Origin of the sequence: Pseudomonas sp. B37(2017), from assembly GCF_002112885.1 — a bacterium.
GTDB classification, from domain to species: Bacteria; Pseudomonadota; Gammaproteobacteria; order Pseudomonadales; family Pseudomonadaceae; genus Aquipseudomonas; species Aquipseudomonas paraglycinae.
This window is the reverse complement of record NZ_NEIX01000001.1, coordinates 239,770-256,796: the sequence shown is the minus strand read 5'-3', so window position 1 is coordinate 256,796 and position 17,027 is coordinate 239,770. Positions and strand designations below refer to the sequence as shown.

19 protein-coding genes are annotated in these 17,027 nt (G+C 62.2%); 14 read left to right on the top strand and 5 right to left on the bottom strand.

The window, feature by feature from the left end; genetic code table 11:
• Nucleotides 1-103: 103 nt before the first annotated feature.
• On the top strand, nt 104-490 hold the full coding sequence (locus CAF90_RS01325; protein WP_007950517.1) for a DUF2784 domain-containing protein: 387 nt from the start codon (nt 104-106) through the stop codon (nt 488-490).
• Here the strand turns inward: CAF90_RS01325 and CAF90_RS01320 are convergent.
• The gene (locus tag CAF90_RS01320) at nt 487-1,008 is read right to left on the bottom strand and encodes a DUF3087 domain-containing protein (protein ID WP_085602934.1); all 522 of its coding nucleotides are present in this window, start codon (nt 1,006-1,008) and stop codon (nt 487-489) included. The genes CAF90_RS01325 and CAF90_RS01320 overlap by 4 nt on opposite strands.
• A 211-nt stretch (nt 1,009-1,219) precedes the next feature.
• Here CAF90_RS01320 and ppnN point away from each other — a divergent pair, with 211 nt between their 5' ends.
• The 5 genes from ppnN to CAF90_RS01295 all read left to right on the top strand — a co-directional run bounded on the left by ppnN (nt 1,220) and on the right by CAF90_RS01295 (nt 5,176).
• The gene (gene ppnN / locus CAF90_RS01315) at nt 1,220-2,593 is read left to right on the top strand and encodes a nucleotide 5'-monophosphate nucleosidase PpnN (protein WP_007950520.1); all 1,374 of its coding nucleotides are present in this window, start codon (nt 1,220-1,222) and stop codon (nt 2,591-2,593) included.
• Nucleotides 2,594-2,652: 59 nt separating this feature from the next.
• Nucleotides 2,653-3,390, top strand: a complete 738-nt coding sequence (locus CAF90_RS01310) for a response regulator (RefSeq protein WP_039766999.1) — start codon at nt 2,653-2,655, stop codon at nt 3,388-3,390.
• 151 nt (nt 3,391-3,541) lie between these two features.
• Nucleotides 3,542-3,919, top strand: coding sequence for a hypothetical protein (locus tag CAF90_RS01305; protein WP_085602932.1), 378 nt, complete (start codon nt 3,542-3,544; stop codon nt 3,917-3,919).
• A 162-nt stretch (nt 3,920-4,081) separates the two neighbouring features.
• Nucleotides 4,082-4,816: an ABC transporter substrate-binding protein gene (locus CAF90_RS01300; protein ID WP_085602930.1), complete on the top strand. Its 735-nt coding sequence runs from the start codon at nt 4,082-4,084 to the stop codon at nt 4,814-4,816.
• 108 nt (nt 4,817-4,924) lie between these two features.
• The gene (locus CAF90_RS01295; protein ID WP_085602928.1) at nt 4,925-5,176 is read left to right on the top strand and encodes a hypothetical protein; all 252 of its coding nucleotides are present in this window, start codon (nt 4,925-4,927) and stop codon (nt 5,174-5,176) included.
• A 64-nt stretch (nt 5,177-5,240) separates the two neighbouring features.
• Here the strand turns inward: CAF90_RS01295 and CAF90_RS01290 are convergent, their stop codons facing one another.
• From CAF90_RS01290 to CAF90_RS01280, 3 genes are all read right to left on the bottom strand, one after another.
• A complete protein-coding gene (locus tag CAF90_RS01290; RefSeq protein WP_085602926.1) occupies nt 5,241-6,656 on the bottom strand; it encodes an FAD/NAD(P)-binding protein in 1,416 nt (471 codons plus the stop codon).
• Nucleotides 6,657-6,715: 59 nt separating this feature from the next.
• Entirely contained in the window at nt 6,716-8,119 is a 1,404-nt protein-coding gene (locus tag CAF90_RS01285) for an LLM class flavin-dependent oxidoreductase (RefSeq protein ID WP_085602924.1), read from the bottom strand.
• A 216-nt stretch (nt 8,120-8,335) separates the two neighbouring features.
• On the bottom strand, nt 8,336-8,899 hold the full coding sequence (locus CAF90_RS01280) for a helix-turn-helix domain-containing protein (RefSeq protein WP_007950529.1): 564 nt from the start codon (nt 8,897-8,899) through the stop codon (nt 8,336-8,338).
• A gap of 85 nt (nt 8,900-8,984) precedes the next feature.
• On the opposite strand from CAF90_RS01280, the gene CAF90_RS01275 reads away from it, so the two are divergent.
• From CAF90_RS01275 to CAF90_RS01245, 7 genes are all read left to right on the top strand, one after another.
• Nucleotides 8,985-9,923, top strand: a complete 939-nt coding sequence (locus tag CAF90_RS01275) for a DMT family transporter (protein WP_085602922.1) — start codon at nt 8,985-8,987, stop codon at nt 9,921-9,923.
• Between the two features lie 106 nt (nt 9,924-10,029).
• Nucleotides 10,030-12,930 (top strand): monovalent cation/H+ antiporter subunit A, encoded by a 2,901-nt coding sequence (locus CAF90_RS01270; protein WP_085602920.1) that lies wholly within the window; start codon nt 10,030-10,032, stop codon nt 12,928-12,930.
• Nucleotides 12,930-13,274, top strand: coding sequence for a Na+/H+ antiporter subunit C (locus CAF90_RS01265; RefSeq protein ID WP_003192163.1), 345 nt, complete (start codon nt 12,930-12,932; stop codon nt 13,272-13,274). Before CAF90_RS01270 ends, CAF90_RS01265 begins: the two co-directional genes overlap by 1 nt.
• The gene (locus CAF90_RS01260) at nt 13,271-14,950 is read left to right on the top strand and encodes a monovalent cation/H+ antiporter subunit D (RefSeq protein ID WP_085602918.1); all 1,680 of its coding nucleotides are present in this window, start codon (nt 13,271-13,273) and stop codon (nt 14,948-14,950) included. Before CAF90_RS01265 ends, CAF90_RS01260 begins: the two co-directional genes overlap by 4 nt.
• Entirely contained in the window at nt 14,947-15,435 is a 489-nt protein-coding gene (locus tag CAF90_RS01255) for a Na+/H+ antiporter subunit E (RefSeq protein WP_085602916.1), read from the top strand. Before CAF90_RS01260 ends, CAF90_RS01255 begins: the two co-directional genes overlap by 4 nt.
• A complete protein-coding gene (locus tag CAF90_RS01250) occupies nt 15,432-15,710 on the top strand; it encodes a K+/H+ antiporter subunit F (RefSeq protein WP_007910754.1) in 279 nt (92 codons plus the stop codon). Before CAF90_RS01255 ends, CAF90_RS01250 begins: the two co-directional genes overlap by 4 nt.
• Nucleotides 15,707-16,069, top strand: coding sequence for a Na+/H+ antiporter subunit G (locus tag CAF90_RS01245; protein WP_064379433.1), 363 nt, complete (start codon nt 15,707-15,709; stop codon nt 16,067-16,069). Before CAF90_RS01250 ends, CAF90_RS01245 begins: the two co-directional genes overlap by 4 nt.
• Here the strand turns inward: CAF90_RS01245 and CAF90_RS01240 are convergent.
• Nucleotides 16,066-16,506 (bottom strand): DUF3995 domain-containing protein, encoded by a 441-nt coding sequence (locus tag CAF90_RS01240; protein WP_085602914.1) that lies wholly within the window; start codon nt 16,504-16,506, stop codon nt 16,066-16,068. The two genes, CAF90_RS01245 and CAF90_RS01240, sit on opposite strands and share 4 nt — an antisense overlap.
• A gap of 94 nt (nt 16,507-16,600) precedes the next feature.
• Between CAF90_RS01240 and CAF90_RS01235 the strand changes: the two genes are divergently transcribed.
• Entirely contained in the window at nt 16,601-16,987 is a 387-nt protein-coding gene (locus CAF90_RS01235; protein WP_085602912.1) for a DUF2946 domain-containing protein, read from the top strand.
• Nucleotides 16,988-17,027 lie beyond the last annotated feature (40 nt).

Genomic DNA, 17,027 nt, shown 5'->3' with positions numbered 1-17,027 from the left:
GGGTGGCTTGAACAATCTTGCGCAGTTGGCGCAAATCCTTCCTTCCGTCAGTCGTTTACCGGCGTAACATGGCAACCATTCACACACGCGTCAGGGAGACGACATGCTGTATCGAATAGCCGCCGACGGGCTGGTGCTGTTTCATTTGCTGTTCATTCTATTCGTGCTGTTCGGCGGGCTGCTGGTGCTCAAGTGGCCGCGGCTGATGTGGCTGCATTTGCCGGCGGCGGCCTGGGGCGTGGCGGTCGAGGTGTTGCACCTGACCTGTCCGCTGACCTATTGGGAAAACCTGATGCGCCACGCCGCCGGGCAGACCGAATACGCCGGCGGATTCATCGAACATTACATCTGGCCGATCATCTACCCGGCGGGGCTGACCCCGCAGATTCAGCTGGTGCTGGGCAGCGTGGTGCTGGTGGTCAACCTGCTGGTCTACGGGCGCCTGATCCGTCGCTGGAAACTCCGGCGCGCCGCACGCATTCCGTTTTAGCGCGCTTTCAAGGTTTCCAGCCAGGCCGGATCGAGGCGCGTCTGATCGGTATCCAGACCGAGCGCCTTCATCCGCGTCTTGTGTGTTTCGACTTCCCGGTGCAATTGCGCGTGATCGCTGGAGTTACCGTCCAGTTCATGCATCTGGGTCAGCCCCAGGTGATAGAAACGCAGCACCTTCATCGCCACCGGATCACCCTTCTCCACCGCTGCCGTCACCTGATGCATCACGTTGGTGACGCTCATCAGGCTGCGCTTGAGCCGCCAGCCGTACACCGCCGGGGCCATCCAGGTCTGGTTCCAGAAACGCCCGCGCAGCAACGCCGCTGTCAGCAGAAATGCGCCAAACACCCCGCCGACATTGAACCGCAGGTTATCCCCGCCCGGCTCGCCGAACAGCGCCACCGCCGCCGTCGAAAACGCCATCGCCAGCACCAGAAACAGCACCGCGATGATCAGCGTGCTGCGCCGGGTCTGCTGGCGATAAGTGATGGCATCGATCGGTTGAATCTCGAACATCGCGACAGGCTTCCATGGCTTGAAATAAAAAGAGGCCGGCGCATTATCGCCTCTGAGGCGGATTTAGCTATGCTGGAGCGCCTTTTCATCTTTTCAAAGTCCAACGGGGACATGGCGATACCACGCAGATCGTGCCATCTTCATTCATGGATACACACTATTCGGATGCCATTGGCCATGCCGGCAATGACATCGTTTTAAGGATCACTGCATGACCCAACGACACGTAATCAATGCCTCGGTCAGCCCAAAAGGCAGCCTCGAAACCCTTTCCCAACGTGAAGTTCAGCAACTGAGCCAGGCCGGAACCGGCAGCACCTACACCCTCTTTCGCCAGTGCGCCCTGGCCATCCTCAATACCGGCGCCCATGTCGACAACGCGAAAACCATTCTGGAAGCCTACAAGGACTTCGAAATCCGCATCCACCAGCAGGATCGCGGCGTGCGCCTGGAACTGCTGAACGCCCCGGCCGACGCCTTCGTCGACGGCGAAATGATCGCCAGCACCCGGGAAATGCTGTTCAGCGCCCTGCGCGACATCGTCTACACCGAAAACGAACTCGACGCCCTGAGCATCGACCTCAGCACCTCCCAGGGCATCAGCGACTACGTCTTCCACCTGCTGCGCAACGCGCGCACCCTGCGCCCGGGCGTCGAGCCGAAAATCGTCGTGTGCTGGGGCGGCCACTCGATCAACACCGAAGAATACAAATACACCAAGAAAGTCGGCCACGAACTGGGCCTGCGCAGCCTCGACATCTGCACCGGTTGCGGTCCCGGCGTGATGAAAGGCCCGATGAAAGGCGCGACCATCGCCCACGCCAAACAGCGGATTCACGGTGGCCGTTACCTCGGTCTGACCGAACCGGGCATCATCGCCGCCGAAGCGCCGAACCCGATCGTCAACGAGCTGGTGATCCTGCCGGACATCGAAAAACGCTTGGAAGCCTTCGTCCGCGTCGGCCACGGCATCATCATCTTCCCGGGCGGCGCCGGCACCGCCGAAGAATTCCTGTACCTGCTGGGCATCCTGATGCACCCGGACAACGCCGGCCTGCCGTTCCCGGTGATTTTGACCGGGCCGAAACATGCCGCGCCATACCTGGAACAACTGGACGCCTTCGTCACCGCCACCCTCGGCGAAGCGGCGAAAAAGCACTACGAAATCATCATCGACGACCCGGCCGAAGTGGCGAGGCAGATGACCGCGGGCCTGAAGGCCGTGAAGCAGTTCCGCCGCGAACGCGCCGACGCGTTCCACTTCAACTGGCTGCTGAAGATCGACGAAGGCTTCCAGCGCCCGTTCGATCCGACCCACGAAAACATGGCCAACCTCAAGCTGCACCGCGACCAGCCACCTCATGAACTGGCGGCCAACCTGCGCCGCGCGTTCTCCGGGATCGTCGCCGGCAACGTCAAGGACAAGGGCATTCGCCTGATCGAGGAACACGGGCCGTACCAGATCCGTGGCGACGCCGCGATCATGCAGCCGCTCGATCTGCTGCTCAAAGCCTTCGTCGCCCAGCACCGGATGAAACTGCCGGGCGGCGCGGCGTATGTGCCGTGCTATCGCGTGGTGTCCTGACCCGAAGCGACCAGCCCGAAGCGCAACGCTTCGGGCACTCCTTATAAAAAGAGCGAACCATGGATCACATCAACCACATCCTGATCGTCGACGATGACCGCGAGATCCGCGAGCTGGTCGGCAATTACCTGACCAAGAACGGCCTGCGCAGCACCGTGGTCGCCGATGGCCGGCAGATGCGCAGTTTTCTGGAAGCCAACACGGTCGACCTGATCGTGCTCGACATCATGCTCCCCGGCGATGACGGGCTGGTGCTGTGCCGCGAACTGCGCGCCGGCAAGCACAAGGCGATCCCGATCCTGATGCTCACCGCCCGCGACGACCAGACCGACCGCATCCTCGGCCTGGAAATGGGTGCCGACGATTACCTGACCAAACCCTTCGCTGCCCGCGAATTGCTGGCGCGGATCAACGCCGTGCTGCGCCGCACGCGAATGCTGCCACCCAATCTGCTGATCACCGAAACCGGGCGCCTGCTCGCGTTCGGCCGCTGGCGCCTGGACACCACCGCCCGCCACCTGCTCGATGAAGACGACACCATGGTCGCTCTCAGTGGCGCCGAGTATCGCCTGCTCCGGGTATTTCTCGATCATCCGCAACGGGTGCTCAGCCGCGACCAGTTGCTCAATCTGACTCAGGGTCGCGACGCCGACCTGTTCGACCGCTCCATCGATTTGCTGGTCAGTCGCCTGCGTCAACGTCTGCTGGACGACTCTCGCGAGCCGACCTACATCAAGACCGTGCGCAACGAGGGTTATGTTTTCTCCTTCGCCGTGGAGATGCTCGCCGAATCCTGACGGATTTGTATCACTCTGTATAAATTCGCCGCGCAGATACGTAACCCGTGTTTTCGGGCCGTAACACCACATATCAGCGATACACCCTCGCGTTTGAATGAACCCACCAGAAAGCACTGGTTCATTCATCTCAAACGCAAGGAGAAGCACCATGTTCAAGTCCTCGAAATCCCTGGTACTCGCAATCAGCCTGCTCAGCGGCCTGGCCCTGGCCGACCTGGCATCCGCCAGCTCCCAACCGCTGGTTGCCGAATACGGCTCGGAAAACCTGCAGAAGGATCGCGTTGCCGAAGGTGGCGCGGATCGCTTGCAGGAACTGCGTGAACGCGTCGCTGAAGGCGGTGCCGACCGCTTGCAGGAACTGCGTGAACGCGTAGCCGAAGGCGGTGCTGACCGTTTGCAAGAGTTGCGCGAACGCGTCGCTGAAGGTGGCGCCGACCGCTTGCAGGAACTGCGCGAGCGTTCGGCCCGCAGCGTACTGGTCGCCGAGAACCGTCCCGAGTTCGGTTCGAAGTACCAGCGCTACTGATCGTATGTACCCGCCGTTGTCGATTCCTGCCGGGGGCGCTCTGCCCCCGCAGCGTTCACTACCGATAAGCCTTGTTCTCTGACACAAAAGCCCCGCTGTTTCCCCACGACAGCCGTCATGGCTCGTACTAAGCTGCGCGATTGATTTGTTCAGGGACGATCCATGAAACGATTTGCCGCCTGTCTGCTGTCCATGCTGGCCCTGACGGCCACCGCGGCGGATCTGCAACTGCTCACCGACAACCATCCGCCCCTGCATTTCATGCAAGGTAATCAGCTCGCAGGATTCGGTGTTGACGTGGTGCAGGCCCTGGCGACCCAGACCGGCGACCGCATCCATCTGCAACAAGTCCCGCTGCTGCGAGCCCTGCGCATGGCCAGCGACACGCCCGACACCGGCGTATTCACCGTGCTGCGTACCGACGACCGCGACGATCGCTATCAATGGGTCGGGCCGCTGATCGAAGTCGAAACCGCGCTGTACGCCCGCGACAATCTCCAGCCTCCCGTGCACAGCCTGCGTGAAGCCGATCACCTGGGCCGGATCACCGTGCCGCGCAAATGGCTGGTCTACAGCTACCTGCAAGGGCAAGACCTGAACAACCTCTACGGCGTCGAAACCCCGGAGCAGATGATGCGACTGTTCAGCCTGGGGCGTACCGATTTCGTGGTCTCCGATACCTGGTCCAAGGCCGCCCTTGCCCGCGAGCAAGGCATGGAGCCGGGACGCTTGCAGTACCAGATCCCGTTGATGAAACAGAACACCTACATTGCCTTTTCGCCGCAGACCGATCCGAAACAGGTCGCACGCTGGCAGCAGGCGCTGGATACATTGCGGGCCGACGGCCGTCTGGAGCAGCTGCGCCAGCGCTGGCTGAGCAATACCCTACCGCGCTGATCAGGCATCAACGCCTTCGATAACGACTATGCGCAAGGGTGTTTTCACATCAAAACCCTCCAGCACTAGAGTGGGCTCCATCTTCTCCCCACTCTCTGGAGCAACATCATGAAAGACATCATCGCACTCGGCTTCATCGTTTCCCTGATCGGCGCCACCTCCGCCATAGCAGCCCCACACGCCAGCACCCCGGTTGTCGCGTCGGCGACCGTTGGCCAGTCGGGCACCCTGAACGTCGACACCGTCAGCATCGATGCCGAACACAAGGGCAACCTCAACCTGCAACAAAACGCTGAACAGGCCAAGCTGTACGTCGCAGAAAACCGCCCGGAATTCGGTTCCAAATATCAGCGCTACTGAGTGATAGGTTTGAGCTGCCAGAAACAGGAAACCCCGCCGAAGCGGGGTTTCCTGCATTTGGGTATCAGCGAACCAATCGCGCGGCCAGTGCCTTGGCCTGCGACGCCACATCGGTGACGGCGGTGCTCTCCCACCACATGCCACGCAACGGCGGGCCCATGGCGAACAGGCGGGTCGAGACGCAGCCCTCTTCATCCAGTACAGCGCCGTCTACCGCGGCCGCGATGCCCAGCGCCAATGGCCCCGGACGAACCAGACCGCGCGCCAGCAATTGCTGTGGCAAAGGTCGCGCGACCCGGCGCCAGTCGTATTCGATGCCGCTGGAATTGATCAACGCCGCGCCCTGCACCACGCAGGTTTTGGCCTCACCGCGAGGACGAATGCGGATACTCACGCCCTCGCCCGATACCGGCTCAAGTCCCTTGTAAGACGCAGCATGAATGCGCAATCGTCCTTCTCGATGCAGACGCTCGACCAATTCAGCGCTCAGCGGTGGCGAACGATGGTGATGACTTTCCCACCACGGCCGGACATGCCGCACGAATTGCCGGCGCTGCACATCGCTGGCCTGACTCCATAACCGGCCGATGTGCGCACGCACGGTGTCGAGCGGCGCCTGCCAGTCAATGCCTTGAGCGATGGCGTCGCGACAATGTCGGCGCAATTCGTGCAGTAACTGGCGTGGTGTGCGGATGCCGTGATCTTCGGCGAGGAAGTCCACCCACGCGGGCGGCTGCCGACGCACATGAGGCAACAGCCCGTGCCGGGAAAACACCTCGATCGGCCCGCGATGCCCGGCCTGCTCCAGCGACACCACGGCATCGACCATGGTCAGGCCGGAGCCGATGATCAGCACCGTTGATTGCGGATCGAGCTGGCGCATGGCCGCGACATCCCACGGATCGAGTGCCGCCGCGTTGAGGCCGCTGGATTCTTTTTGCGGGGTGCGGGCAGCCGGGAACATCCCGGTTGCAAGCACTGCATGAGCGCCCTGCAATTGCTGGCCGTCACTTAAGGTGAGCTGCACGGAATCGATGGAGGTCTGAACATCGACCACTTCGGCGCGCACATGCTCGACCGTCGAACCGTGCTGCGCGCCCACCTGCTGCGCTTCGGCCAGGCGCTGCTGCACGTAGACGCCGAACAACCCGCGTGGTGGGAACAGTTCGCTGACCGGCACATGTTGCTGATCCGACTCCGGCCAGCCGCCACCGGCAATGTGATCGGTCAGCCACTGGGTCAGGTCATCGGCATTGTCCGGGTCAACGCTCATCCGCGCTGCGTTGCCATTGAGCGTGTGGCCCAGCTCCACCGCGCTGTACGCTTCGCCCCGGCCCAGTTCGGCCCGGGGCTCGATCACCAGAATCTTTCTGCGCCCCGGCAAACGCAGCAATTGCACCGCCAGCATCGTGCCGCTGAGGCCGCCGCCGACAATCAGGATGTCGGCGTGACGCAGTGCGGTCGTATCGGTTTGAGTCATGCCGTTCTCACAGCTGAGGATATGCTCGGGCCAGTGTCATTCAGACGCCGCGAAGGCGTCTAGACGGACGCGACTTTTTTCTCCTGCCGATGCAGCTCGCCGAGGTTTCGATAGCCGCTGCCCGGGTGAATCTCCGGCAGTCTCGGCCCTTCGCCAAACAGCTTCTCGCGCAAGGTCCCCGGCGCGTACTCGGTCTTGTAGACACCGCGCTTCTGCAACTCCGGCACCAGCAATTCGACGGCATCGATGAAGGTTTCGTGGGTCAGCGCGTAGGCCAGGTTGAAGCCGTCGACGTCGGTTTCGTCGACCCATTCCTGCAACAGGTCCGCCACCGTTTCCGGGCTGCCGACGAACAACGGGCCGAAGCCGCCGATGCCGACCCAGTCAGCCAGTTCGTTGGGGGTCCAGACCTTGTTCGGATCCGCCGTGGAAAACGCCTCGACCGCCGATTGAATGGCGTTGGTGTGCACGTGCTTCAGGGGTTCGTCCGGTTTGAAACGGCTGAAATCGATGCCGGTCCAGCCGGAAATCAACGCCATCGCGCCTTCGTAGCTGACCCAGGATTTGTATTCTTCGAACTTGGCTTTGGCCTTGGCGTCGGTCTCGCCGAGGATCACGGTTTGCAGGTTGAAGATCAGGATCTTCGACGGATCGCGCCCGGCCTCGGCGGCGCGGCGGCGAATGTCGGCCACGGTTTTCTTCAGCAGCACTTTCGACGGGGCAGCGACAAAAACGCACTCGGCGTGCTCGGCGGCAAACTGCTTGCCTCGGCTCGACGCGCCGGCCTGATAGAGAACCGGCGTGCGTTGCGGCGACGGCTCACAGAGGTGAATGCCTGGCACCTGGAAGTGTTTCCCGTGGTGGCGGATCTCGTGGATCTTGCTCGGGTCACTGAAAATCCGCCGCTCGCGATCCCGCAGAATCGCACCCTCTTCCCAACTGCCTTCCCAGAGTTTGTAGCAGACCTCCAGGTATTCCTCGGCGAAGTCGTAGCGCGCGTCGTGTTCGGTCTGAGCTTGCTGGCCGATGTTCTTTGCGCCGCTCTCCAGATAAGAGGTGACGATGTTCCAGCCGGCGCGGCCCTTGGTCAGGTGATCGAGGGTCGACAGGCGTCGGGCGAATGGATACGGATGTTCGAAGGATAACGACGCGGTCAGGCCGAAACCCAGGTGTTCGGTGACCAGCGCCATCGGCGGGATCAGTTGCAACGGATCGTTGACCGGCACCTGCGCCGCCTGCCGGATGGCTGCTTCGCCATTGCCGTTGTACACGTCGTAGATGCCCAGCACGTCGGCGATGAACAAGCCGTCGAACTTGCCACGCTCGAGAATTTTCGCCAGATCGGTCCAGTACTCCAGATCCTTGTACTGCCAGGAACGATCCCGAGGGTGAGCCCACAGGCCCGGCGACTGGTGACCGACGCAGTTCATGTCGAAGGCGTTGAGACGGATTTCGCGGGTCATCAAATGGCACTCCTGTTTTGCAGGAGGCGTTTGGAGGTGTGATTTGAAGCGGTCATGTGAGGCGACTCCGTGGTTTCCGGATGAGGATCCAGAACCCATAGCAGGAGTCATGCCTGAATATATTTTCTTTATTTATCAATATATTGAGATAACAACCTAAAGCAGTCTGCACGCAGGATGGAGCAAACTGTTTATCCGCTGTCGGCCCTGCAACAGTCAGATCACCACGTTGCGCACGAAGCGCGCGGCCACTTCCCCGTCATTGCGATAGGTGTGCGGCTGGTTGCTGGCGAACATGAAAAACTCCCCGGCCGCGATGCGCTGGGGTTGATCGCCGAGCATCAGCGTCAGGCAGCCCTCGAACACGAAAATCTGCTCGCTCCAGCCTTCGGCGTCCGGTTGCGAGGGATAGACCTCGCCCGGTTGCAGGCACCATTCCCACTGTTCAACCGCACGGGTGGCGTTGGCCTTGGACAGTAAAACGGCTTTGCTGCCGGGGATGCTGCCAGCCCAGGCCAGTTCGTTGATACGGCCGGGATCGCGGTTGTCAGGCGCCTGGATCAGATCGCTGAAGGCCACTTCGAGAGCTTCGGCGACGCGATCGAGGGTGGTCAGGCTGACGTTCTTTTCGCCAGCCTCGATGGCCACCAGCATTCGCCGGCTGACCCCGGACTTTTCCGCGAGGGCCGTCTGGCTCATGTCGGCGGCATGGCGCAGGCGCCGGACGTTCTGGCTGACGTGTTGCAGGACCGAAGCCCGTTGTACAGAATCTTTGTGCACTATATTGCTCACTGGCTGGGGTTGGGCAGTATACTGCGCAACATTTGGCGCATTGTGCGTCTCCACCTTAAAAGTGCGCAAGGTCATGACGTCAGCCAACTCCCCCCAAACTCCCCTGCGGTTTTCCCGGTTCAGCAAAGCCGAGTGCGTGCTGGTGCTGATCACCATGCTCTGGGGCGGTACTTTTCTGCTGGTGCAGCACGCGATGACCGTCAGCGGTCCGATGTTTTTCGTCGGCCTGCGCTTTGCCGCCGCAGCTGGCATTGTTGCGCTGTTCTCCTGGAAACACCTGCGGGAACTGACCCTGTTCGAACTCAAGGCCGGCGCCTTTATCGGCGTGGCGATCCTGCTCGGTTATGGCTTGCAGACTGTCGGTTTGCAGAGCATTCCCAGCAGTCAGTCGGCGTTCATCACCGCGCTGTACGTGCCGTTTGTGCCACTGCTGCAATGGCTGGTCCTCGGTCGGCGCCCGGGTTTGATGCCGAGCATTGGCATCATGCTGGCGTTCACCGGGCTGATGCTGCTGTCCGGGCCGTCCGGTGCTTCGCTGAATTTCAGCCCCGGTGAAATCGCCACGCTGATCAGCGCCATCGCGATAGCGGCCGAAATCATCCTGATCAGTAACTATGCCGGGCAAGTCGATGTGCGCCGCGTAACCGTGGTGCAGCTGGCGACGACTTCGGTGCTGTCGTTTTTGATGGTGGTGCCGACTGGTGAGGCAATTCCGGATTTCTCGTGGCTGTTGCTGAGCACTGCCCTGGGCCTGGGCGCGATGAGTGCGGCGATTCAGGTGGCGATGAACTGGGCGCAGAAAAGTGTTTCGCCGACCCGCGCGACCTTGATCTACGCCGGTGAACCAGTCTGGGCCGGGATCGTCGGTCGTATCGCAGGAGAGCGTCTCCCAGCGATTGCACTGGTGGGCGCAGGACTGATCGTGGCGGCGGTGATCGTCAGTGAATTGAAGACCAAAGGCAAAGAGACACAAACGGTCACGGAAGAATTGGAGCACGAGACCGAAGGCTAAACGCGGGTTTTACGGCTACTTTGTAGGATTCAGAGACATCCTCGCGTTTGGCGATCCGGGAGCTGGCACGTATGATGCTTCACAAACTTCCGCAGATTAGAAGCCTATGTCCCTGATAGTTCTACTGCTTCTGCCTTTTCTGGGCAGCTGTCTGGCAGCCGTGCTGCCGCACAACGCACGTAACGCCGAATCCCTGCTGGCAGGTCTGGTCGCACTGATCGGCACTGTCTCGGTCGCGCTGCTGTACCCGCAGATCGCCCACGGCGGCGTGATTCGCGAAGAGTTCACGTGGCTGCCCAGCCTGGGCCTGAACTTCGTCCTGCGCATGGACGGCTTCGCCTGGCTGTTCTCGATGCTGGTGCTGGGCATCGGCACCCTCGTCTCTTTATATGCCCGTTATTACATGTCGCCGGACGATCCGGTGCCGCGTTTCTTCGCGTTCTTTCTGGCGTTCATGGGCGCCATGCTCGGGCTGGTGATCTCCGGCAACCTGATCCAGATCGTGTTCTTCTGGGAGCTGACCAGCCTTTTCTCGTTCCTGTTGATCGGCTACTGGCACCACCGCCACGACGCGCGCCGTGGTGCGTATATGGCGTTAATGGTCACCGGTGCGGGGGGATTGTGCCTGCTGGCGGGGGTCATGATCCTCGGCCATGTCGTCGGCAGCTATGACCTGGACAAGGTCCTGGCCGCCGGCGATCTGATTCGCGCACATGCCCTCTACCCCATCCTGCTTCCCCTCATTCTTATCGGCGCTCTTAGCAAAAGCGCCCAGTTCCCCTTCCACTTCTGGCTGCCCCACGCAATGGCGGCGCCCACACCGGTTTCGGCGTACCTGCACTCGGCGACCATGGTCAAGGCCGGGGTTTTCCTGCTGGCCCGGCTGTGGCCGTCGCTGTCCGGCAGCGAAGAATGGTTCTACATCGTCAGCGGCGCCGGTGCCGCCACGCTATTGCTCGGCGCGTACTGCGCAATGTTCCAGAACGATCTCAAGGGACTGCTGGCCTACTCGACCATCAGCCATCTCGGCCTGATCACGCTGCTGCTGGGCCTGAACAGTCCGCTGGCCGCTGTGGCGGCGGTGTTCCACATTCTCAACCACGCGACCTTCAAAGCCTCGCTGTTCATGGCCGCCGGGATCATCGACCACGAAAGCGGCACCCGCGACATCCGCAAGCTCAACGGCCTGTTCAAACTGATTCCGTTCACCGCCACCCTGGCGATGGTCGCCAGTGCGTCCATGGCCGGCGTACCGCTGCTCAACGGTTTCCTGTCGAAAGAAATGTTCTTCGCCGAAACCGTATTCATCAACGCCACCGCCTGGGTGGAAGCCGCACTGCCAATCGTGGCAACCATCGCCGGCACGTTCAGCGTGGCCTACTCGCTGCGCTTCACCGTCGACGTGTTCTTCGGCCCGACTGCCACCGACCTGCCGCACACCCCGCACGAACCGCCGCGCTGGATGCGTGCACCGGTTGAGTTGCTGGTGTTCACCTGTTTGCTGGTGGGGATTTTCCCGGCCCAGGTTGTAGGCCCGTTGCTGGCCGCTGCCGCGTTGCCGGTGGTGGGTGGCGTGCTGCCGGAGTACAGCCTGGCGATCTGGCACGGCCTCAATGCACCGATGATCATGAGCCTGATCGCCATGTCCGGCGGCATCGTGCTGTATCTGCTACTGCGCAACCAGCTCAAGCGCGGCCGCTTCAAGTATCCGCCGCTGGCGGGCCGCCTCAACGGCAAGCGAATGTTCGAGCGCAGTCTGGTTGCGATGATGCGTCTGGCCCGGCGGGTGGAGCGGCGGATCGGCACCAAGCGTCTGCAAGCCCAGCTGTTCCTGATGGTGTTGGCGGCAGTGCTGGCCGGCCTGATCCCGATGCTGCACAGCAGTCTGAGCTGGGGCGATCGGCCGAAGATTCCTGGCTCGATCGTGTTCGTGACCCTGTGGCTGCTGGCAATCGCCTGCGCCCTCGGCGCCGCGTGGCAGGCCAAGTATCACCGTCTCGCCGCCCTGACCATGGTCAGCGTCTGCGGGCTAATGACATGCGTGACCTTCGTCTGGTTCTCGGCACCGGATCTGGCCCTGACGCAACTGGTGGTCGAAGTGGTGACCACGGTGCTGATCCTGCTCGGTCTGCGCTGGCTGCCACGGCGGATCGAAGAGGTTTCACCGTTGCCTAGCAGCCTGCGCAAGGCGCGGGTACGGCGTCTGCGCGACTTGCTGCTGTCGATTGCCGTCGGCGGCGGCATGGCGCTGCTGTCCTACGCCATGCTGACCCGGCAAACGCCGAACGATATTTCCTCGTTCTACCTGAGCCGTGCCCTGCCCGAGGGCGGTGGCAGCAACGTGGTCAACGTGATGCTGGTGGATTTCCGTGGTTTCGACACCCTTGGCGAAATCACCGTGCTCGCTGCCGTAGCCCTGACTGTGTTCGCCCTGCTGCGTCGCTTCCGCCCGCCGAAAGAAAGCCTGCAACTGCCGGCCCAGCAGCGCTTGCTCGCCCCCGACGTGGTCACCGATCTGGTCAACCCGCGCTCGGCCAGCGACACCGCGCTCGGCTTCATGATGGTGCCGGCGGTGCTGGTGCGCCTGCTGCTGCCGATTGCGCTGGTGGTGTCGTTCTACCTGTTCATGCGCGGGCATAACCAGCCGGGTGGCGGATTCGTCGCCGGCCTGGTGATGTCGGTGGCGTTCATCCTGCAATACATGGTCGCCGGCACCCAGTGGGTCGAGGCGCAAATGAGCCTGCGACCGCTGCGCTGGATGGGCACCGGCCTGCTGTTCGCCACCGTCACCGGCCTCGGGGCGATGGCGGTAGGCTATCCGTTCCTCACCACCCACACCTGGCATTTCAGCTTGCCACTGCTGGGTGACATCCATATCGCCAGCGCGCTGTTCTTCGATATCGGCGTCTACGCCGTGGTGGTCGGCTCGACCTTGCTGATCCTCACCGCCCTCGCCCACCAATCGGTCCGGGGCCACAAAACCGCTGCCGCCAAAGGAGCCGTCTGATGGAAGAAGTCATCGCAATCGCCATCGGCGTACTCGCCGCGTCCGGGGTCTGGCTGATCCTGCGGCCACGGACATTCCAGGTAGTGATGGGCCTGTGCCTGCTGTCCTACGGCGTCAATCTGTTCATCTTCAGCATGGGCAGCCTGTTCATCGGCAAGGAGCCGATCATCAAGGACGGCGTGCCGCAGGATCTGCTCAACTACACCGACCCGCTGCCCCAGGCGCTGGTGCTGACGGCCATCGTCATCAGCTTCGCCATGACCGCATTGTTTCTGGTGGTGTTGCTGGCCTCACGGGGCCTGACCGGCACCGACCACGTTGACGGAAGGGAGCCCAAGGAATGACGGCGATGACTCACCTGATCGCCGCACCGATCCTGCTGCCGCTGCTGACCGCCGCCATCATGCTGATGCTCGGCGAGAAGCACCGACCGCTGAAGGCGAAAATCAACCTGTTCTCCAGCCTCCTGGGCCTCGGCATCTCGGTGATGCTGCTGCAATGGACCCAGACCACCGGCGTGCCCGGCTCCATCGGCGTTTATCTGCCGGGCAACTGGCAAGTGCCGTTCGGCATCGTGCTGGTGGTCGATCGCCTGTCGGCATTGATGCTGGTGCTGACCGGGATCATCGGCGTCAGCGCCCTGCTGTTCGCCATGGCTCGCTGGGACGGCGCCGGGTCGAGCTTCCACGCATTGTTCCAGATTCAGTTGATGGGCCTGTACGGCGCGTTCCTGACGGCGGACCTGTTCAACCTGTTCGTGTTCTTCGAGGTATTGCTGGCCGCGTCCTACGGCCTGTTGCTTCATGGCTCGGGCCGGGCGCGGGTGTCGTCGGGGCTGCATTACATCTCGATCAACCTGCTGGCGTCGTCGCTGTTCCTGATTGGCGCGGCGTTGATCTACGGTGTGACCGGCACCCTGAACATGGCAGATCTGGCCCTGAAGATCCCGCTGGTGCCGGAAGCAGACCGTGGCCTGTTGCACGCCGGCGCGGGGATTCTGGCCGTGGCGTTCCTGGCCAAGGCCGGCATGTGGCCGCTGAATTTCTGGCTGGTGCCGGCCTACTCGTCGGCCAGCGCGCCGGTGGCGGCGATGTTCGCGATCATGACCAAGGTCGGCGTCTACACCCTTTTACGTCTGTGGACGCTGCTGTTCTCGGGCCAGGCCGGTGCTTCGGCGTATTTTGGTGGTGACTGGCTGATCTACGGCGGCATGGCCACCATGGCCGGCGCAGGCGTGGCGATCATTGCCGCGCAACGTCTGGAACGCATGGCCAGCCTGAGCATTCTGGTGTCCGCGGGGATTCTGCTGTCGGCCGTGGGTTTCGCCCAGCCGAACCTGATCGGCGCCGCACTGTTCTATCTGGTCAGCTCGACCCTGGCGTTGAGCGCGCTGTTCCTGCTGGCCGAGTTGATCGAGCGTTCGCGCACCGCCATCGAAGTACCGCTGGAAGATGAAAACGAACTGCTGCCACGTCCGCAGGAATGGCAGCGTCCGGTCAAGGGCATCAACCTCGACGACGATCAGAAAGCCGTGGTCGGTCAGGTGATTCCATGGACCATGGCGTTCCTCGGTCTGAGCTTCATTGCCTGCGCGCTGCTGATCATTGGCATGCCACCACTGTCCGGTTTCATCGGCAAGCTGAGCCTGATCGGCGCCCTGCTCAACCCGCTGGGCCTCGGCGCGGGCGAACCGATCTCGAATGCTGCCTGGGCGTTGCTGGCCTTGCTGATCCTTACCGGGCTCGGCTCGCTGATGGCGTTCTCGCGTCTGGGGATCCAGCGCTTCTGGTCGCCAGAGGAGCGACCATCGCCGCTGCTGCGCAAACTGGAATGCACGCCGATTTTCCTGCTGCTCGGCCTGAGCATCGCGCTGACCTTCAAGGCTGAACCGCTGCTGCGTTACACCCAGGCAGCGGCCGATGCCCTGAACAATCCGCAGCAATACGTGATGGCGGTGCTCGGCACCCGCGCCGTGCCGAGCCCGGAAGCCAAGGCTGCGCTGCTGGAGGTGCAACCATGAAGCGTCTGTTTCCTGCTCCGTGGTTGTCGCTTGCGCTGTGGTTGCTGTGGCTGGTGCTGAACCTGTCGGTCAGCCCGGGCAATCTGCTGTTGGGTGCCGTACTCGGTTTCTGTGCCCCGCTGATGATGCGCAAACTGCGCCCGCAACAAATTCACATCCGCCGCCCGGGCACGATCCTGCGATTGTTTCTGCTGGTCGGGCGTGACGTGATCGTCTCGAACCTGCAGGTGGCCTGGGGCGTACTCAACGCCGGGCGTCGCCCGCTTCGTTCACGCTTCATCAAGGTGCCGCTGGACCTGCGCGATGCCAACGGTCTGGCGGCGCTGTCGATGATCTGTACGGTCGTGCCCGGCACGGTGTGGTCGGAACTGGCGCTGGATCGCAGCATTCTGTTGCTGCACGTCTGGGATCTGGATGACGAGGCGCAGTTCATCCAGCACTTCAAGGTCACTTACGAGCGGCCGTTGATGGAGATTTTCGAATGAGCCCGCTGCTGTCGAACGCGATTCTGCTGACGCTGTTCCTGTTTTCCCTGGCCATGGTCCTCACGCTGGTGCGCCTGTTCAAAGGCCCGTCGGCGCAGGACCGGGTACTGGCGCTGGATTACCTGTACATCGTCGCCATGCTGATGATGCTGACCCTGGGGATTCGTTATTCCAGTGACACCTACTTCGAAGCGGCGCTGCTGATCGCACTGTTCGGCTTCGTCGGCTCGTTTGCCCTGGCGAAATTCCTCCTGCGTGGCGAGGTGATCGAATGAACGCTGAACTGTCTCTCTGGGTGGAAATCCCGGTGGCGATCCTGCTGGTCCTCAGCGGGATTTTCGCCCTGATCGGCGCAACCGGCCTGCTGCGGATGAAGGATTACTTCCAGCGCATGCACCCTCCGGCGCTGGCCTCGACGCTGGGCGCGTGGTGCGTGGCACTGGCGTCGATCATCTGTTTTTCCGCGCTCAAGTCCGGGCCGGTGCTGCACGCATGGCTGATCCCGATTCTGCTGTCGATCACCGTACCGGTGACCACCTTGCTATTGGCGCGGGCAGCGTTGTTCCGCAAGCGTATGGCCGGGGATGATGTGCCGGCCGAGGTCAGCAGCCGGCGTACTGAAACCGGCAGCTAGATCCAGGCAACAGCCAACAGCCCGGCTCCCAATATCAGACACAACGGCGAGTAAACCCAAGTGTCGAGCCGGGCGAACCGCGATCCCTTCACTTCCTTGAAAAACCCCACCAGCTCCGAATCGCCGATCGCCCGCGCAAACATCAGCAGCGCAATCGCGCTGATCACCCATTGCAGCGCCCAGTGATGCACGGCGGGCAGCCACCACCCCACTCGCATGCACACCAGTGCGGCAATCACTAGCAGGGCTGCCGCCACCACCAGCGTGATCCAGCCTGACGGCTTGAACGCCGGCCTGAGCGTCAGCCCGCCGTTGTCCACCGGAACCTGCGGCACCACCGCCACAGCCGCCCACTGTCCACCCATCGCCCAGTACACATGCATCAGGCTGATCACCGCAAATATCGTCACCAGCCATTGAGCCAACACAAAGGTCATGGTCGAGAATCCTTTAAAGGGATTTGAACAAAACATCCTAGTCGGCATTTTTCCATGTGCACGACCGGTCGGCGGTGCGGTAAAGTGCCGCCCCATGAAATTCACCCGTACCGATCGCTCACTGCTGGCCTGGATGCTCTATTGCTGCGTCCTGTTCAACGTGTTCGCCTGCAGCATCGGTCACGGACAAATGGTCGGCATGCAGCTCAACGGTATCGGCGGCCAGTTCTGCGCCGTCGACCCGAGCACCCAGGCGCCGCTCGCCTCGAATCCCGCCGAAGAAAAACTGCCGACCCTGGCCAAGGCCTTCGGATGCCCGCTGTGCTCCACCGGCGGCATGGGCCCGGCGTTCAACTCCAGTCTGACCCTGGCGATCCTGCCGGAACAACACAGTCCGCCGCTGCCGGTCATCGTCAGCGCCGACCTCCCTGCCCGCTTCATCTGGCCTTCGGCCAATCCTCGCGCCCCACCGCTCGCCTGAGTGTCCTTGCCTTTTTGATTTGTCAGCCCACTGCGCCAAC

Bases quoted from the DNA above. Each gene is read 5' to 3' on its own strand.
- CAF90_RS01235 (WP_085602912.1), top strand. From the start codon at position 16,601: ATGAAATTCACCCGTACCGATCGCTCACTGCTGGCCTGGATGCTCTAT.
- CAF90_RS01275 (WP_085602922.1), top strand. From the start codon at position 8,985: ATGACGTCAGCCAACTCCCCCCAAACTCCCCTGCGGTTTTCCCGGTTC.
- CAF90_RS01320 (WP_085602934.1), bottom strand. From the start codon at position 1,008: ATGTTCGAGATTCAACCGATCGATGCCATCACTTATCGCCAGCAGACC.
- CAF90_RS01325 (WP_007950517.1), top strand. From the start codon at position 104: ATGCTGTATCGAATAGCCGCCGACGGGCTGGTGCTGTTTCATTTGCTG.
- CAF90_RS01255 (WP_085602916.1), top strand. From the start codon at position 14,947: ATGAAGCGTCTGTTTCCTGCTCCGTGGTTGTCGCTTGCGCTGTGGTTG.
- CAF90_RS01260 (WP_085602918.1), top strand. From the start codon at position 13,271: ATGACGGCGATGACTCACCTGATCGCCGCACCGATCCTGCTGCCGCTG.
- CAF90_RS01290 (WP_085602926.1), bottom strand. From the start codon at position 6,656: ATGACTCAAACCGATACGACCGCACTGCGTCACGCCGACATCCTGATT.
- CAF90_RS01270 (WP_085602920.1), top strand. From the start codon at position 10,030: ATGTCCCTGATAGTTCTACTGCTTCTGCCTTTTCTGGGCAGCTGTCTG.
- CAF90_RS01250 (WP_007910754.1), top strand. From the start codon at position 15,432: ATGAGCCCGCTGCTGTCGAACGCGATTCTGCTGACGCTGTTCCTGTTT.
- CAF90_RS01240 (WP_085602914.1), bottom strand. From the start codon at position 16,506: ATGACCTTTGTGTTGGCTCAATGGCTGGTGACGATATTTGCGGTGATC.
- CAF90_RS01295 (WP_085602928.1), top strand. From the start codon at position 4,925: ATGAAAGACATCATCGCACTCGGCTTCATCGTTTCCCTGATCGGCGCC.
- CAF90_RS01300 (WP_085602930.1), top strand. From the start codon at position 4,082: ATGAAACGATTTGCCGCCTGTCTGCTGTCCATGCTGGCCCTGACGGCC.
- CAF90_RS01265 (WP_003192163.1), top strand. From the start codon at position 12,930: ATGGAAGAAGTCATCGCAATCGCCATCGGCGTACTCGCCGCGTCCGGG.
- CAF90_RS01305 (WP_085602932.1), top strand. From the start codon at position 3,542: ATGTTCAAGTCCTCGAAATCCCTGGTACTCGCAATCAGCCTGCTCAGC.
- CAF90_RS01310 (WP_039766999.1), top strand. From the start codon at position 2,653: ATGGATCACATCAACCACATCCTGATCGTCGACGATGACCGCGAGATC.
- CAF90_RS01285 (WP_085602924.1), bottom strand. From the start codon at position 8,119: ATGACCCGCGAAATCCGTCTCAACGCCTTCGACATGAACTGCGTCGGT.
- ppnN (WP_007950520.1), top strand. From the start codon at position 1,220: ATGACCCAACGACACGTAATCAATGCCTCGGTCAGCCCAAAAGGCAGC.
- CAF90_RS01245 (WP_064379433.1), top strand. From the start codon at position 15,707: ATGAACGCTGAACTGTCTCTCTGGGTGGAAATCCCGGTGGCGATCCTG.